13 protein-coding genes, 1 tRNA gene and 1 pseudogene are annotated in these 16,243 nt (G+C 69.0%); 3 read left to right on the top strand and 12 right to left on the bottom strand.

The window, feature by feature from the left end; translation table 11 throughout:
- Positions 1-85: 85 nt before the first annotated feature.
- Entirely contained in the window at positions 86-1,276 is a 1,191-nt protein-coding gene (locus IG75_RS0126265; RefSeq protein ID WP_030523742.1) for a branched-chain amino acid ABC transporter substrate-binding protein, read from the bottom strand.
- Between the two features lie 242 nt (positions 1,277-1,518).
- The gene (locus tag IG75_RS0126260; RefSeq protein WP_030523743.1) at positions 1,519-2,115 is read right to left on the bottom strand and encodes an ANTAR domain-containing response regulator; all 597 of its coding nucleotides are present in this window, start codon (positions 2,113-2,115) and stop codon (positions 1,519-1,521) included.
- A gap of 221 nt (positions 2,116-2,336) precedes the next feature.
- On the opposite strand from IG75_RS0126260, the gene IG75_RS0126255 reads away from it, so the two are divergent.
- Positions 2,337-2,423: transfer RNA gene (locus IG75_RS0126255), tRNA-Leu, on the top strand.
- A 480-nt stretch (positions 2,424-2,903) separates the two neighbouring features.
- Here IG75_RS0126255 and IG75_RS0126245 read toward each other — a convergent pair.
- Positions 2,904-4,271: a DUF1214 domain-containing protein gene (locus tag IG75_RS0126245; RefSeq protein WP_030526016.1), complete on the bottom strand. Its 1,368-nt coding sequence runs from the start codon at positions 4,269-4,271 to the stop codon at positions 2,904-2,906.
- Positions 4,272-4,650: 379 nt separating this feature from the next.
- On the opposite strand from IG75_RS0126245, the gene IG75_RS0126240 reads away from it, so the two are divergent.
- Positions 4,651-5,280 (top strand): arsenate reductase/protein-tyrosine-phosphatase family protein, encoded by a 630-nt coding sequence (locus tag IG75_RS0126240; RefSeq protein WP_030523747.1) that lies wholly within the window; start codon positions 4,651-4,653, stop codon positions 5,278-5,280.
- A gap of 247 nt (positions 5,281-5,527) precedes the next feature.
- Entirely contained in the window at positions 5,528-5,935 is a 408-nt protein-coding gene (locus tag IG75_RS0126235; protein WP_030523748.1) for a type 1 periplasmic-binding domain-containing protein, read from the top strand.
- Between the two features lie 19 nt (positions 5,936-5,954).
- Here the strand turns inward: IG75_RS0126235 and IG75_RS0126230 are convergent, their stop codons facing one another.
- From IG75_RS0126230 to IG75_RS0126190, 9 genes and pseudogenes are all read right to left on the bottom strand, one after another.
- Positions 5,955-6,848 carry an acyl-CoA thioesterase gene (locus IG75_RS0126230; RefSeq protein WP_036515158.1) on the bottom strand — a complete coding sequence of 298 codons (894 nt, stop codon included), beginning with the start codon at positions 6,846-6,848 and terminating at the stop codon, positions 5,955-5,957.
- A gap of 25 nt (positions 6,849-6,873) precedes the next feature.
- On the bottom strand, positions 6,874-8,292 hold the full coding sequence (gene pyk, locus IG75_RS0126225) for a pyruvate kinase (RefSeq protein ID WP_030523750.1): 1,419 nt from the start codon (positions 8,290-8,292) through the stop codon (positions 6,874-6,876).
- Positions 8,293-8,581: 289 nt separating this feature from the next.
- Entirely contained in the window at positions 8,582-9,085 is a 504-nt protein-coding gene (locus IG75_RS0126220; protein WP_030523751.1) for a TM2 domain-containing protein, read from the bottom strand.
- Positions 9,086-9,428: 343 nt separating this feature from the next.
- Positions 9,429-10,472, bottom strand: a pseudogene (gene lgt, locus IG75_RS36635) (prolipoprotein diacylglyceryl transferase); the annotation flags it as partial.
- A gap of 150 nt (positions 10,473-10,622) precedes the next feature.
- Complete coding sequence (gene trpA, locus IG75_RS0126210) at positions 10,623-11,423, bottom strand: tryptophan synthase subunit alpha (RefSeq protein WP_030523753.1); 801 nt, start codon at positions 11,421-11,423, stop codon at positions 10,623-10,625.
- Positions 11,420-12,715, bottom strand: coding sequence for a tryptophan synthase subunit beta (gene trpB / locus IG75_RS0126205; protein WP_156059136.1), 1,296 nt, complete (start codon positions 12,713-12,715; stop codon positions 11,420-11,422). The genes trpA and trpB overlap by 4 nt, the downstream gene beginning before the upstream one ends.
- A complete protein-coding gene (gene trpC, locus IG75_RS0126200; protein WP_030526014.1) occupies positions 12,712-13,536 on the bottom strand; it encodes an indole-3-glycerol phosphate synthase TrpC in 825 nt (274 codons plus the stop codon). Before trpC ends, trpB begins: the two co-directional genes overlap by 4 nt.
- Positions 13,537-13,679: 143 nt before the next feature.
- Positions 13,680-14,591 (bottom strand): TIGR02234 family membrane protein, encoded by a 912-nt coding sequence (locus tag IG75_RS0126195; protein WP_081877114.1) that lies wholly within the window; start codon positions 14,589-14,591, stop codon positions 13,680-13,682.
- A complete protein-coding gene (locus IG75_RS0126190) occupies positions 14,588-16,186 on the bottom strand; it encodes an anthranilate synthase component I (RefSeq protein WP_036515160.1) in 1,599 nt (532 codons plus the stop codon). The genes IG75_RS0126195 and IG75_RS0126190 overlap by 4 nt, the downstream gene beginning before the upstream one ends.
- Between the last annotated feature and the right edge of the window lie 57 nt (positions 16,187-16,243).

The raw sequence follows: 16,243 nt of genomic DNA, 5'->3' as shown, positions 1-16,243 counted from the left end.
CGCCCTCATCGTCATCGGACCCTCACCCGAGCAGCGCGCGGTACGCGCCCCGGCGAATGCCGGAGCGCGTACCGCCCGCCGACCGTTATCCGACCTTGTAGACCCAGATCAGCGCGGAGGACAGTTCACCGTCCGCATTCCACTGGTAGTGCCGGGCCAGACCGTCCCCGCTGTACCCGCGGACGAACTCCAGCAGGTCGGGGCGGGTGAGTTTGCCGGCATCGATACCGGCCGCGAGGATGGTGGTGAGGTCGTAGCCCTCCACCGAGTACACGCCCGGCGCCTGGCCGTTCAGTTCCTCGTAGGCCTGGGAGAACTCGTCCGGCCCGGGGCCGCACGGGCACGACAGCAGCGCACCCTCCGACGAGCCGCCCGCCTGGGAGACGAACTGCGGATCGTTGGTGCCGTCGGCGGAGACGAAGGTCGCGTCCACGCCGCCGGATCGCAACTGCTGCACCAGCGGTGCCGCCTCGGCGTAGTACCCCGAGTAGAAGATCGCGTCCGGCCGGGCGCCGGAGATCTTGGTGACGGTGGCGGAGAAGTCCTTGTCGCCCTTTTTGATACTGGCCGCGCAGGCCGGATCGGCGGCCGCGCCCAGGCCGGCAGTGATGCTCTGGGCCAGGCCCACACCGTAATCGGTGTTGTCCTGGACCACGCACACCTTCTTGTAGCCGGCCGTGCCGACCAGGTACTTCGCCACCGACGGGCCCTGCACATCGTCATTGGCCAGGCCGCGGAAGAAGGTCTTCCAGCCGTTCTTCGTCAGCGTGGCATTGGTGGCCGAGGAGGAGACCGCCACCAGCCCGGCATCGCTGAGGATCTGACCGGTGGCCTTGGTCTCCCCGGAGAACGCGGGACCGACCACACCGAGCACCGACGGATCGTTCACGATCTGCGGGATCACCTGGCTGGCCTTCTGCGGATCGCCCTCGGTGTCGTATTCCTTCAGCTTGATCCGGCAGCCCGGATTCGCCTTGTTGTGCTGGTCCAGCGCCAGTTTCACACCGTTGACGATATTGATGCCCAGCGCCGCGTCGGGGCCGGTCAGCGCGCCGGCCATGGCGATGGTGGTGGTCGGCGGGCAGGTCGCCGCCCCGTTACCGGCCGGATCGGCCGCGGCGCCGGTATCGGCGGCCGGCACTTCCTTACCCGCCGAGTCGATCTGCATCAGCGGCTGGATGGACAGTCCCCCCGCTCCCGCCGTATCCGACTCACCGGCGGTTTTGTCGCCGCAACCGGTCAGGACCAGCGCCGCGGCAGCGCCGATACTCAGTATTGTGCGTACCGTGCGCCCGCGCCGGGGGACACCCGGCAGCCAAGTAGAATCAAGCACGATCTACCCCTATGTTCCTCATCAACCTCGGCCGGCCGAGGAAGCCGAAAACTCCGACTCGTGAGAAACATAGCTCCGGCATGTTGATCCCGTGTCACATTCGGATCATCGGGATGATGTCTTCGCAAATTATTTTCCGGCCGGTGTTTCCGGGCGGTTAAGGCCGGTACGCGCCCGCCGCGGGGCTACTGCGGGGTGAGATTCTCCAGGACGACCTCGGCCACCGCCTTCATCGTGGTACGGCGGTCCATGGCGGTGCGCTGGATCCATTTGAAGGCCTGCGGTTCACTGAGCCCCTGGGTCTGCATGAGCACACCCTTGGCCCGCTCGACGAGTTTACGTGTCTCCAACCGCTCGGACAGGCCCGCGACCTCGCTCTCCAGCGCGGTGATCTCGTGGAAGCGACTGGCCGCCAGTTCGATCGCCGGAACCAGATCGGATTTGGTGAACGGCTTCACCAAATAGGCCATGGCACCGGCGTCGCGCGCCCGCTCCACCAGATCACGCTGACTGAACGCGGTCAGGATGACCACGGGCGCAACACGTTTGGAGGCGATCTCGGCCGCGGCATCGATCCCGTCCCGGCGCGGCATCTTCACATCCATGATCACCAGATCCGGCCGGTGCTCCACCGCGAGGTCCACCGCCTGCTGACCGTCCCCGGCCTCCCCCACCACCTGGTATCCCTCTTCGGTCAGCATCTCGACCAGATCCATCCGGATCAACGCCTCGTCTTCGGCGACGACCACGCGTTTCGCCGCGGCGTCCGCACTAGTGCTCATAAACGACCCCTCTGGTTCCGATGCCTCGTCCCGAGAGCACGGACGACGGATCTCGGCCGAGGTACGGCCGTCGATCCGCCGTCACGCGATCGGGTGGTGTAGAGACTACCTTTCACCGGGATCGGCGGTGCATATACCCTGCGTAACCGGGTTCCGGCACTCTCGCGGCCCCCGCGATTGGGTGTTCCGGGCCGGCAGCGGATACTATGTGCACCCGGTGCGCCGAGTTGGCGGAACTGGCAGACGCGACGGTCTCAAAAACCGTTGTCCGAAAGGACGTGTGGGTTCGAGTCCCACACTCGGCACCAAGGTCGGACGGTATTTCCGAATCCGGCCGATTCCCCTCCGTCTCACGCAGTCCGCGGTGGGTCCGCGGCTGCTCACACGCCGGGGTCCATTTTCTCCCACACCGCGTCCGGATCCTCCGGGATCAGGTCACCGGCCGTCCGCGCTCCCGCGCCTTCTCCGATGAACGACACCGGCGGGTCGATCCGTGCGGTCGTCCGGAGCCGCGATCTCCGGCGTACCGGCGTCGCCGCGGGGCAATATCGCCTGCCGCGGGACACCCGCAGCCGGTCCGATGGCGAGCGCGACTCCCGCCGCCACATATCACCCACGTACTGCGCTATCGGGGTGGTCGCTCCGGGCTCGACGAACATCATCTCGTCGTCGCGCGTACGGGCCTCGTCGATCGCGTGCCGGGTCCTCCTGATCCGCGCGGCGGGCCGTCGGCGGCGAGGCGTTGGGCCGGCACCCGGGCCCGCCGGGCGCGATATCGGGAAGCGGGGTCAGACCCGTGGCCCGACCGCGGGAGGCGCCCAGCTGCCGTCGAGAATGCCGGATTCGGGCCAGTAGGCGCGCAGGACGAGCGAGAATTCGTCATCGGGTGCGGGTAGCCAATTGGCGAGCTGTTTCGGATCGCTGGGACCGGCACCGCCGACGGTGAGGGTGAGCGATCCGTCGTCACCGTAGGTGAGGTCCTGATTCCTGGTCCCCAGCGAATACCGGTCCAGTTCGTTGGAGTGGAAGAGGTGGCGGCTGTTGTAGACCGTCAGCGACCAGAACCCCCGCACCGGCGGCAACTGCCCGGCGGGAAAGTGCACCGTGTAGGTGCGGGCACCGTGCAGGCGGTTGCCGGCGTCGTCGAGATCCTGGTAGTAGCAGGCGGTTTCGTCCGGTATGCCGGCGAAGATGTTCGCTTTCGCCATCGCGGTCCGGGAAAGGTAGTCGGTCCCGAACGCGGCGCCGTTGTGCCCGGTGGTCCAGTGCCGGGCCACCGGGATGCCGATATTGCGGAATTCGAACAACTCCCCCACCGCCCCATCGGTGTCGACCGCGGCCTGCCGCAGCACCTCCGCGATCTCGCGGTCGTGCGCGGCCGCGGCGAGCACTGCGCGCAACCGCGCGTACAGGGCCTGCTCACCCGGCCGCGGCGGCACCTCGTCGAGCACCTCACCGAGTACGCAGAAGAACTGTTCCGGATCCACCCACTGCCGCTCGTACCGGCCGCGGGGCGCGGACCCCCCGCCGAAGGAGGGCACCGACGACCGGTCGGCGATCCGCATACTGCCGTCGAACTCCGACAGCGGATACATGGTGATCCGGTCCACCAGCGGCGCGATCACCGCACGGTCGCGCGCGGTGTCGTCGAGGAAAACCCGGGGGATCACCGCCCCGCAGCGGGTGTCGTAGCGGAAGACGCCGGTGATCCCGGCGGGCACCGTACCCGTCCACAATTCGTGCGCGAGCAGATAGAACCCGGGCGTGGTCCGGTACACGGCACCGAGCCGGGCGAACGAATCGGTGCGCTGATCCACTGCCCGATACACCCAGAACCGGTCACCGAATTCGGGTACCTGCACCACCGAGGGCTCCAGCCGCCCGTCCAGCACCCCGAACCCGTGGACCACGTCCTGATCCGGGCACGCGACGAGACGTTCCTCGGGCCGGAGATAATCGCTCAGCATGCTCAATGTGCCGGGCGGACCGGCCGGCACGGTTCCGGCCAGCAGCCCGGGCTCGGCGAGCTGATTCATCGCGACGCGGCGGTTGTGCATGTTCACCAGCGGCCAGCCCCACAGATACGCCGTCCGCGCCACCGTTCGCGCGTATTCCGGGGTCACCGTCGGTCCCGCGAAACCCACAGAACCGGCCATGAGCAGCCACCTTCCCCTCACTCGACGGGTCCTCCGGGCATACTTCGGCCACCGTACGCCGCGGATCGTTCCGGGCATCCGGGCATCCGGGCATCCGGGCATCCGGGCATCCGGGCATCCGGGCATCCGGGCATCCGGGCATCCGGGCATCCGGGCATCCGGGACGGATCCTCTCGGAATTAGAACTCCGCAGGCGGACCGCACGGCCCCACCGGAGGGAACGGCACGGTCTTCACGGAAACATTTTTCGTACCGCCGGGAAAAATCGGGCCGGATTCGTGTACGGCACGCTACGCGCAGATGAATTGACACCCGGAGCGCTGTGAAATTGCACAGAGACCGGTGCTCAGCGCGGACGGCGCGAATTACCGTTGCCGCTATGCACATCCTGTTCGTCTGCAATGGAAACGTGTGCCGCTCGGTGATCGCCGAACGGCTCACCCGTTCCATCGCAGTCGAATACCGGCTCACCGGCATCACCGCCGAAAGTGCCGGCACCCGGGCCCTGGTGGGCTTTCCGGTGGAACCGCGGGCGGCCGAGGCCATCACCGGGCTCGGTGGGGATCCCGGTGGTTTCCGTGCGCGCAAACTCAGACCCGAGCATATCGATCGCGCGGATGTCGTACTCACCATGACCGAGAACATTCGCGACGAGGTGGGCGACACGGCAGCCGGCTCGAACTCACGGACCTTCACGCTGCTGGAGGCCTACCGGATCGCCCGCGTCACCGGTGCCCGGACCGTGGCCGATCTGCATCGCCACCGGCACAACCTGTCGCGGGTCGGGCGGGAGAACATCGCCGACCCGGTGGGCCTGTCGGCCAAGGCGTACTGCGAGGTCGGTGACCGGATCGCCGACGCGCTGGTACCGCTGCTGGTGGCCCTGGCCCCCACCGCCACGCCCGGGGATCGGCAGTGGGGCCGGCCACCGCTGGTGGTGCAGCCGAATGCCGCCGCCCCCCGGCTCTCACCACTGGTCGCGGCCCAGCACACCGGCTGGTACGCATGAGGCCCCGAGCCCGAACACCGGTCTGACCGGCGCGCGGTCCGCCGCGGGAGCCGACCCGCCGATTCCCCGCCGTGCCGCGGCAGGCCGGGCCCCGCGGACCCGCGTCCGGCCCGCCGGCGCCCCGGACAACCGCGAATACCGGCGTGCAACCTGACTTTCCACGTTCCGGGCACTACACTCGCCATCCGGACCATCGTTCCGAAGAATCCGATCCCGTTGCAGGTTCGACACACGACAGGAATCAGGCATGCCGAAACGCATTTCGGATGTTTCGCTTCATGTTTATGTGACCCCGGAAATCCTGGACGATCTCGTCGACACCGTCCGAGCGGAACTGGACGAGCATCTGGGTGACGGTGATATCTGCGCGTGGCGTTTCACCCTGCCCGTCGCCGAGGACGATTCCCGGCACCGCGAGTTCGACAGCCGCTGGCGCACCGCGAATCCCGGGGCGCAGCCGCAGGGGCACGCGACATTCGAGATCGCGCTGAGCCTGGCCGGCGATCCGGCCGAACTCACCGACGGTTATCTCGCCGCCCTCGAACACCGGCTGCTCCGCGGATTGGACGCACACGGCCCCGGCGCCCCGTTCACCTTCAGCGCCGAACAGCGCACCGATCTCGGCCGGGAACCGCTGTTGCCGGAGCGACTCTGATCCGGCAGTTCGCGTCTGCTCAGCGGCGAGCCGGGAAGTGCCGGATCACGCCTTCCTGCACGGTCGTGGCCAGCAGGTCGCCCGCGCGCGAGTAGAACCGGCCCGTGGCCAGGCCTCGCGATCCCGCGGCGACCGGGGACTCGGTGGAGTACAGCGCCCAGTCGTCGAAACGGAACGGCCGGTGGAACCAGATGGAATGGTTCACCGTGGCGGCCACGATCCGGTCCAGACCCCACGACAGGCCGTGCGTGGTGATGATCGAATCGAGCACGGTGGTGTCGGAGGAATAGCTCAGCGCCGCGACATGGATCAGCGGATCGTCGGGCAGAGTGCCGTCGGCGCGCATCCACACCCGGTTGTGATTGAGCTTCTCTCCGGTCCCCTTGAGAATCCAGGCCGGATCGTTCGTGTACCGCATATCGATCGGATGCGGGGCGTTCACGAACATCTCGAGTTTGTCCTCGAACCCGGCGAAGCTCTCCTGGATCCGCGGCAGGGTCTCCGGGTCCGGCACCTCGGGCCGCTCGTGCGCGTGCTCGAGGCCCTTACCCCACTCCTGGAACGAGGCCAGCATGACGAACAGTTCCTGGCCGTCCTGGGTGGCGGTGACCGTGCGGTTGGCGAATGCCCGGCCGTCACGATGCCGCTCCACGTGGTACTCGATCGGCTTCTTCACATCGCCGCCGCGCACGAAATGAGCGTTCAGCACGTGGATCGGACGATGTCCGGCGGTCCGGCCCGCCGCGATCACCGCCTGGGAGACGAGTTGACCGCCGAAGGTCCGGCTGGACACCTTCTCGGGATGGTGTCCGAGAAATACGTCCTCGGACACCTCGTCGAGGTCCAGCAGTTCCAGCAGGGTGTCGAGATCGGTGTGGTTGTCCGTCTCGGTTTCGTCGACCGGCGCGCTCACCGAGCGGCTCCGCGATCCTCGGTCATCAGTGGTCCTCCTCGCCGATGCGGTGCACATGGATCAGGTTGGTGGAACCGACGGTACCGGGAGGGGAGCCCGCGACGATGACCACGAGGTCGCCCTTGCGGTACCGGTTCATGCTCAGCAGCGCCTGATCGACCTGTTTGATCATGGCATCGGTGCTGTCCACGGTAGGCACGATGAAGGTTTCGGTGCCCCAGGTCAGTGCCAGCTGGCTGCGTACTTCCGGAAGGGGGGTGAACGCCAGCAGCGGCAGCGGCGTGTGCAGCCGGGCCAGCCGGCGGACCGTGTCACCGGACTGGGTGAAGGCCACCAGGGCCTTGGCGTTGAGACGTTCCCCGATATCGCGGGCCGCGTAGGAGATCACACCGCGCTTGGTCCGCGGGGTGTGGGTGAGCGGCGGGACATTGGTGGATTCGGTCTCCACCGCGTGCACGATGCGGGCCATGGTGCGCACGGTCTCGATCGGGTACCGACCGACCGAGGTTTCCCCGGACAGCATGACCGCGTCCGCGCCGTCGAGCACCGCGTTCGCCACATCCGAGGCCTCCGCGCGGGTCGGCCGGGAATTCTCGATCATCGATTCGAGCATCTGGGTGGCCACGATGACCGGCTTGGCGTTCTCCCGCGCCATCTGGATCGCCCGCTTCTGCACGATCGGCACCTGCTCGAGCGGCAGTTCCACACCGAGGTCGCCGCGGGCCACCATGACCGCGTCGAACGCCAGGACCACGGCCTCGAGGTTGTCGATGGCCTCGGGCTTCTCCAATTTGCCGATCACCGGCACCCGGCGACCGACCCGGTCCATCACATCGTGGACGAGTTCGATATCCGAGGGGGAGCGCACGAACGACAGCGCGATGAAGTCCACGCCCAGGTTGAGCGCGAATTCCAGATCCTCGATGTCCTTCTCGGAGAGCGCGGGCACCGAAACGTCCATACCCGGCAGCGAAACGCCTTTGTTATTGCTGACCGGGCCGCCCTCGGTCACCTCGCAGACCACGTCGTTGCCCTCGACGCGGATCACCTCGAGCCCGACCTTGCCGTCGTCGACCAGCAGCCGGTCGCCGGATTTGGCGTCGGCGGCGAGCTGTTTGTAGGTGGTGGAGACGCGGTCGTGGCTGCCGACGATATCGTCGACGGTGATACGCACGGTCTCACCGGTCGCCCAGACCGTCCGGTCCTCGGCGAAGCGACCCAGTCGGATCTTGGGGCCTTGCAGATCGGCGAGTATGCCGACGGCGCGGCCGAGATCGTCGCAGGCCTGCCGCACCTTCTTGTAGTTTTCGGCGTGGTCGGAGTGCTCGCCGTGGCTGAAATTGAGCCGGGCGACATCCATACCACTCTCGACGAGCTCTCGAATACGTTCCTCGGTGGCAGTGGCCGGGCCGAGGGTGCACACAATCTTCGTCCGTCGCATCACGTGTCGAGCCTAATCCTGCCGAGTTGTCCCGTTCCGCCCGCCCCCGGGCGATCCGCCGACCGCAGCATACGGCGGATCAGCGGGTAGACCTGCGAAGCTAACTCTGCCATACGGATTTAACTGCATAGCTACACGACGGTGAACTCCACGCTACGGCACCCGAAGTCGGCGTGCCCGCGGCCGCATCCCCGGGCGTGGACAACGCCCCGCCGCACAGCGACACGCGGACCACCCGGGAAACAGAACAGACCCCCGGGGCGCCGGGGGTCTGCGGAAAGCGTGTCGCGGGTCAGTTCTCGCGCAGGGGCCGTCCCTGCGGGTCCTGCACACTGCCGGTGAGCATCATGATGCCGTCGATGAGCGGCCAGATACCACCGAAGCCACAGGTGAGCCAGGTAACCGCGATCTGGGCGATCGCGATACCGGTATCGCCGATGTAGAACCGTCCCGCACCGAACGCGCCCAGGAAGATCTGCAACAGACCGGCGGTCAGTTTCTGCTTGTCCGAGTACGGCACGCCGTTCATATCCCGGCCGTACGGCGCCTCGGGGTCCATCGGGTTGTATCCGCCGGGGCCCATCGGGGGGCCGTAGCCGGCCGGCGGCTGGCCGTAGCCGGGAGGCGCCCCGTACTGGCCCTGCGGCGGGTACGGCTGCGGCTGGGACGGATAGGACTGGTAGGGCTGCGGTTGCGGCTGCGACGGGTAGCCCGGCGCACCGGGCGATTTGCTCAGGTCCGGCCCGGTTCCGGGTGGGCCGTACTGCGGCCCGCCCTGCTGGTACGGATCGGTCATCGTTCCTCCTTGGTCGGTGCCCCCGGCAGCGGAAGACAACCTGGTGTCGCCTCCCCTCCGACAAGATGCTGCCAGACGCCCGCACCGCCCGCCGAACGGAGTCCTATTTGCCTCGCGGAGCAGCGGATTCGGCGGCTTCGCCGTCCTTCTCGGGCACGGAATCATCGGATGACCCGGTCGCGGTCGCCGCCGATTCCGCCTCGGCCGAGCCGGAACCCGACTTCGCCTCCGTCGCATCCGGGTCCGCGGCGCCCGAATCGGTCTCCCCGGCTTCGCCGAGCGCTTCCTTTCCTGCCGCAGGCTCGGAAGCCGATGCGGCACCGGCGGTTCCGGCGTCCCCGACCTCATCCTTTCCGGCGCCCCCGGCCGCGTCCTTTCCGGGGTCCCCCGCCTCGCCCTTTCCGGCATCCCCGGCCGCGTCACCGGCGGCGTCCTCGACCGTCTCGCCGGTGGCGTCTGTCGCCGTCGCCACCGAACCCGCCGCGCCGGCGGCCCCCGCCGCACGCAATGCGCCCAGCTGCCACGGCCACGGCCGGGGAGCCGCGTCCGGGCTCAGCTGCTCGGGGGTTTCGCGCCCCTTGGTCGCGAACAGGACATAGGCGACCGCGGCGAGGAACACCAGACCGGAGGTGAACGAGTTGATCCGGATACCCGCGATCTGCGTGGCCTCGTCGTCACGCATGAGCTCGACGAAGAACCGGCCGAAGCAGTAACCGGCCACGTACAGGGCGAACAGCCGGCCGTGGCCGATCCGGAAACGCCGGTCGATCAGCACCAGCGCGACCACCACCAGCACGTTCCAGATCAACTCGTAGAGGAATGTGGGGTGCACGATCGAATGCACCTCGCCGGAGGAGACACCGTTCATCATGTCGAGCCGGCCGGAATCGTCGAACCGGAGATAGATCTCCAGGCCCCACGGCAGATCGGTTTCCCGGCCGTAGAGCTCCTGGTTGAAGTAGTTGCCGAGCCGCCCGATGGCCTGCGCCAGCAGAATCGCCGGGGCGACGGCGTCGCCGAGCGCGGGCAGCGGGATCTTGTAGATGCGGCAGGCGACCCAGGCACCGATGGCGCCGAAGAAGACCGCGCCCCAGATACCGAGCCCGCCCTGGTAGATCTTCAGCGCATCCACCGGGTTGCCGTCGGCGCCGAAGTACTTCTGCCAGTCGGTGGCGACGTGGTAGAGGCGTCCGCCGACGAGCCCGAACGGGACGGCGAAGACCGCGACATCCAGCACGGTGCCGGCTTCGCCGCCACGGGCCTGCCAGCGTTTCTCGCCCCACCAGATGGCGACGATGATCCCGAGGATGATGCAGATCGCATACGCCCGCAGCGGGAACGGCCCGATTTCCCAGACGCCCTGCGGCGGACTGGGGAGATAGGCCAGTAGATCGGCGGCGTGCGGGACGGCGCCGCCGGGGGTTCCGGCGGTCGCGACGGTATCCGGTGCGGCGATAACGGTCACGGGGCAACCGTAGTCGAGCCGATTATCCAGGCAAGTACGGGCTCCACCCGTGTGTCACGGGAAGCACGCCGATCAGGAGGTGACAGTCGCCGCGCGGACCCCGTCGGCCAGCTCGCCGGTCAGGGCACGGACCGCGTCCAGGCCCTGTGCGGCGGCCGATACGAGGGCGGACCCGACGATCACACCGTCGGCGTACGCGGCGATCTCGGCGGCCTGCGCGCCGGAGCGCACTCCCAGGCCCACACCGATCGGGATTTCGCTGTGCTCACGGATTCGCGCGCACAGAGCGGGCGCCATGGTCGAGACGGCGTCGCGGGCGCCGGTGACACCCATGGTCGACGCGGCGTAGACGAAACCGGAGCTGGCCTCGAGGGTGGAGGCCAGACGCTCCTCGGTGGAGGACGGGGCGACCAGGAAGATCCGGTCGAGATGATGGGCGTCGGAGGCGGCGAACCAGTCACCCGCTTCCTCCGGGATCAGGTTCGGGGTGATCAGTCCGGCACCACCGGCCGCGGCCAGGTCGCGGGCGAAACGGTCCACACCGTACTTGAGCACCGGGTTCCAGTAGGTCATCACCACGGCCTGCGCACCCGCACTCGTCACGGCCTCGACCACGGAGAACACATCGCGCACCCGGACCCCGCCGCGCAGCGCCTGATCGGCCGCGGCCTGGATGGTGGGTCCGTCCATCACCGGATCGGAATAGGCGACGCCGACTTCGACGATATCGCAACCGGATTCGACCATCGCGCGGACGACCCGGCGCGATCCCTCGAGGTCCGGGTATCCCGCGGGCAGATACCCGATCAGCGCGGCCCGGTTTTCGGCCCGGCAGGCGGCGAAGGTGGGGCCGAGTCGGGAATCGGAACTCACTGACCGTTCTCCTTGCCGGTGTCCGGATCGTCGAAGAGCCCGAACCAGCGGGCGGCGGTATCCATATCCTTGTCACCACGACCGGACAGGTTCACCAGGATGATCGCGCCCTCGCCGAGTTCCCGGCCGAGTTCGATCGCCCCGGCCACCGCGTGCGCCGATTCGATGGCCGGGATGATGCCCTCGGCGCGGCTCAGCAGCAGCAGGGCGTCCATCGCGGCGGTATCGGTGACCGGGAGATACTCGGCGCGGCCGATATCCTTCAGGAAAGCGTGCTCCGGGCCGACGCCGGGATAGTCCAGCCCGGCGGAGATGGAATGCGAGTCGATGGTCTGACCGTCCTCGTCCTGCAGCAGGTACGAGTAGGCGCCCTGGAACGCACCCGGGGAACCGCCGGCGAAAGTGGCCGCGTGCCGTCCGGTCTCCACACCGTCACCGGCCGCCTCGTATCCGATCAGCCGGACGCCGGGGTCGTCGATGAAGGCGTGGAAGATTCCGATGGCGTTGGAGCCGCCGCCCACACAGGCGGTCACCGCGTCGGGCAGGCGCCCGGTCAGGGACTGCACCTGCGCGCGGGCCTCCAGTCCGACGACCCGCTGGAAATCGCGGACCATCACCGGGAAGGGATGGGGTCCGGCGGCGGTGCCGAAGCAGTAGTAGGTGTCGTCGGCATTGGTGACCCAGTCGCGCAGCGCCTCGTTGATCGCGTCCTTGAGTGTCTGCGAGCCCAGGGTCACCGAGACGACCTCGGCGCCGAGCAAGCGCATCCGGGCCACGTTGAGCGCCTGCCGCGCGGTATCCACGGCACCCATGTAGACAATGCATTTCAGGCCCAGCAGCGCGCACGCGGTGGCGGTGGCGACACCGTGCTGCCCGGCGCCCGTTTCGGCGATGATCCGGGTCTTGCCCATCCGCTTGGCGAGCAGCGCCTGGCCCAGCACATTGTTGATCTTGTGCGACCCGGTGTGGTTCAGGTCCTCGCGTTTGAGCAGGATTCGCGCGCCGCCGGCGTGCTCGGCCAGGTTCACGCATTCGAAGACCGGCGACGGCCGGCCGGTGTAATCGCGCTGCAGCCGGTCCAGTTCGGCGAGGAAGTCCGGGTCCAGCCGCGCCTTGTCGTATTCGGCGGTGACCTCCTCGATCACCGCCATCAGCGCCTCGGGTACATGCCGGCCGCCGTAGACGCCGAAATGGCCACCCTCATCGGGTTCGTGCTCGCTGCGCTGGGCCACCCCCCGGCTGGCGGCGGGCAGCGGGGCACTGGTGGACGAGGGGCCGCCCGCGGCCATCATCGCCCCCGCCGGGCCGGTTTGGGGCAGGACGGATGCGTGCCCGCGGTGACCAGTTCGGATACCGCCGCGCGCGGGTCGCCACTGGTGACCAGCCCCTCGCCGACCAGTACCGCGTCCGCGCCGGCACCGGCACCGGCGTAGGCGAGCAGATCGGCGGTGCCGCGGACCCCGGATTCGGCGATCCGGATGACCTCGGTGGGCAGGCCCGGGGCGATCCGGGAGAAGCAGTCCCGATCGACCTCGAGAGTTTTGAGGTTCCGGGCGTTGACCCCGATGACCGTGGCGCCCGCGGTGAGCGCCCGATCGGCCTCTTCCTCGGTGTGCACCTCGACCAGCGCGGTCATCCCGAGCGATTCGGTGCGGTCGATGAGCGAGGCCAGAGTGTCCTGCTCCAGCGCCGCGACGATCAGCAGGATCACATCGGCGCCGTGCGCCCGGGCCTCGTGGATCTGGTAGGGCCCGACGACGAAATCCTTGCGCAGCACCGGAATGTTCACGCTGGCCCGGACCGCGTCCAGATCGTCGAGCGATCCGTGGAACCGGCGGCCCTCGGTCAGCACGCTGATCACGCGCGCCCCACCGTCCTCGTAGGCCTTGGCGAGACTGGCCGGATCGATGATCTCGGCGAGTGCCCCTTTGGAGGGACTGGCCCGCTTCACCTCGGCGATCACGCCGATACCGTCTTCGAGAAGGGCGGCCTTCGCATCGAGCGGCGGGGCCGCGGCGGCGGCCGCTGCCTTCACTGCCGGGAAGTCCAGCACCGCTTCCCGAGCGGCTACATCCGAGCGGACCCCGTCGAGAATCGAGTCGAGTACCGTCATCTGGCTCGAATCCTTTCTGGGGAGACGCGAGTTATTGCCTGCAGGATTCCCCCAGGCGATGTCTCACCGATGCTGAACAAGAGTAAATGGAAGCGCGCGACGCCGTGACGCCGGGGGCGGGTCACACCGCCCCGGCCGACCTGCTAAGGGACGTCACCGGATTCCTTCGAATCCGCTTTTCCGGCCGTACCCGGCCGGTTCTCGCCGTCTCCGGACCCCTCGGGAATGTTTCCCGAGGCCTCGGAATGGGTAGCGCGCGTGTTCGGTGTGTCGCCCGGCGCCGCCGGCTCCGTGTCCGCGGGATCGGTCGGGTCGGCACCGGCATCGAGGGCGTCCCACAGCACCCGTTCCGGCAGCGGGCCGCCCGCCGTACCCTCCTGGACCGCCCGCGTCGCCGCGGCCTTGCGGGTGGCGGGGGCGTCATATTTGCCGGAGAGCTGTTTCGCCCCGGCCGGCATCCGGGCCAGCAGCAGTCCGGCGCCGAACGCCGCCACCGCCCCGGCCAGCGCGAGCACGGCGGCACCCGGTGCCGTCACCAGCTCCTGTACCTGGGCCCGGCCGGGCAGTTCGGCCAGCGCCGCCGCCCGTTGCTCCGTGGCCCCGGACCCGGTGATCAGGGCCAGTGCCGGAACGGCGGTCACCGCGGCGATCAACGCCACCAGAACTCCCACCAGCCGGCGCACCCACCCACGGGTCGCCAGGACCGCCGCGATCGCGGCCAGCAGCACCAGCGCCAGCGGTGTCAGCGCGCCGAACCAGACACCGCCGTTCAGTGCGTCGGTGCGCGGCTCGGTGAGCCCGTCCGCCGACGTGACGGTGACCCAGGTCAGTCGCGAGGACCCCCACAGCGCGGCCGCGGCCACGGCGAGCAACCCGATCGCGGGCACCGGGTACCGGCTGCCCGGGGCGGGCCCGGCCGGCGTGGCGGCGGGCAGTTCCTCGTCGCCCCAGTCGACGGACCGCGGCCGGGTCGCGCCGGAATCGGCACCACCCGGGGCGGCTCCGCGGGTGTCGCCGGACCCGGGGCCGGCGGCCGGATCGCCGGGCGCCGTCATACGCCGCCGCCGGGCACCGAGGCGGCGGATGCGCGATCCCCGTCCCGGCGCGGGTCGGCGTCGGTGCCCTCGTCGAAGGCACGCACCGTTCCGGCGGCGGCGACCGCGCGCAGGACGGCCATCGCCTTGTTACGGGATTCGGTGTCCTCGTACTCGGCCTCGGAGTCGGCCACCACACCGGCGCCGGCCTGCACGTAGGCGATCCCGTCCTTGAGCAGCGCGGTACGGATGGCGATCGCGGTATCGGCGTCGCCGGCGAAATCGAGGTAGCCGACCACCCCGCCGTACACACCGCGCCGGGTGGGCTCGAGTTCTTCGATCAACTGCATCGCGCGGACCTTGGGCGCCCCGGAGAGCGTGCCCGCCGGGAAACACGCGCGCACCGCGTCCAGGGCGATCTTGCCCGGGGCGAGCCGCCCGGTGACCGTGGAGACCAGGTGCATCACATGGCTGTACCGCTCGACGTGCCGGTATTCGGTGACCCGCACCGTCCCGGGGACACACACCCGGCCGAGATCGTTACGGCCGAGATCGACCAGCATGAGATGTTCGGCGTTCTCCTTCTCGTCGGCCAGCAGACCTTTCTCGAGCAGCAGATCGTCCTCCTCGGTGGCGCCGCGCCACCGGGTCCCCGCGATCGGATGCGTGGTCGCGACCCCGTCCTGCACCGCCACCAGCGCCTCCGGGCTGGACCCGACGATGGAGAACGCGGTGTTACCGTCCCCATCCGGAATGTGCAGCAGGAACATGTAGGGGCTCGGGTTGGCCGCGCGCAGCATCCGGTACAGATCGATCGGCGCGCCGCCGTAATCCATCTCGAAGCGCTGCGACAGCACCACCTGGAATGCCTCGCCGGCCTCGATCTCGGAGACCAGGCGACGCACACCGGCACCGAACTCGTTCGGGGTCCGGGCCCGCCGGAACTGCGGTTCGGGCTGATCGAACACCGAGACCGTGGAGGGGGCGGGCGCGCCGAGCGCGGCGGTCATCCGGTCGAGCCGGGCGACGGCGTCGTCGTAGGCCGCGTCGACGTTCTCGGAGGTGCCGTCCCAGTTCACCGCATTGGCGATCAGGGTGATCGCGCCCTCGTGATGATCGAACGCGGCCAGGTCCGTGGCCAGCAGCAGCACCATCTCCGGCAGTCGCAGATCGTCGAGCGCGTGCTCGGGCAGCCGTTCCATCCGGCGTACCGCGTCGTAGCCGAGGTAACCGACCATGCCGCCGGTGAGCGGCGGCAGCCCGGGCAGCCGTTCGGTGCGCAGCAGTTCCAGGGTCTCGTGCAGCGCCGCGAGCGGATCGCCGCCCGAGGGCGCACCCGCCGGAGTGGTGCCGAGCCAGGTGGCGTCGCCGTCCACGACGGTGAGCGCGGACGGGCTGCCCGCGCCGATGAACGACCAGCGCGACCACGATCGGCCGGTCTCCGCGGATTCGAACAGGAAAGTGCCCGCGCGGTCGCCGGCCAGTTTGCGGTAGGCCGACAGCGGAGTCTCCGAATCCGCCAGCACCTTCCGGGTCACGGGAACGACCCGGTGTTCGGCGGCGAGTTCGAGGAATCGTTCGCGGGAGGTAGTCGCGGGAGTGGGCGCGCCGTGCATTTGCCCTATCATTCCAGTTCCGTTCCGAGGCGTCACGACGCACCCCGCGCGACCCGC

This window comes from Nocardia rhamnosiphila NBRC 108938, from assembly GCF_000720425.1.
Lineage (GTDB): Bacteria > Actinomycetota > Actinomycetes > Mycobacteriales > Mycobacteriaceae > Nocardia > Nocardia rhamnosiphila.
Note: the sequence above shows the minus strand (reverse complement) of the source record. Positions and strands in the feature narration are given on the sequence as shown.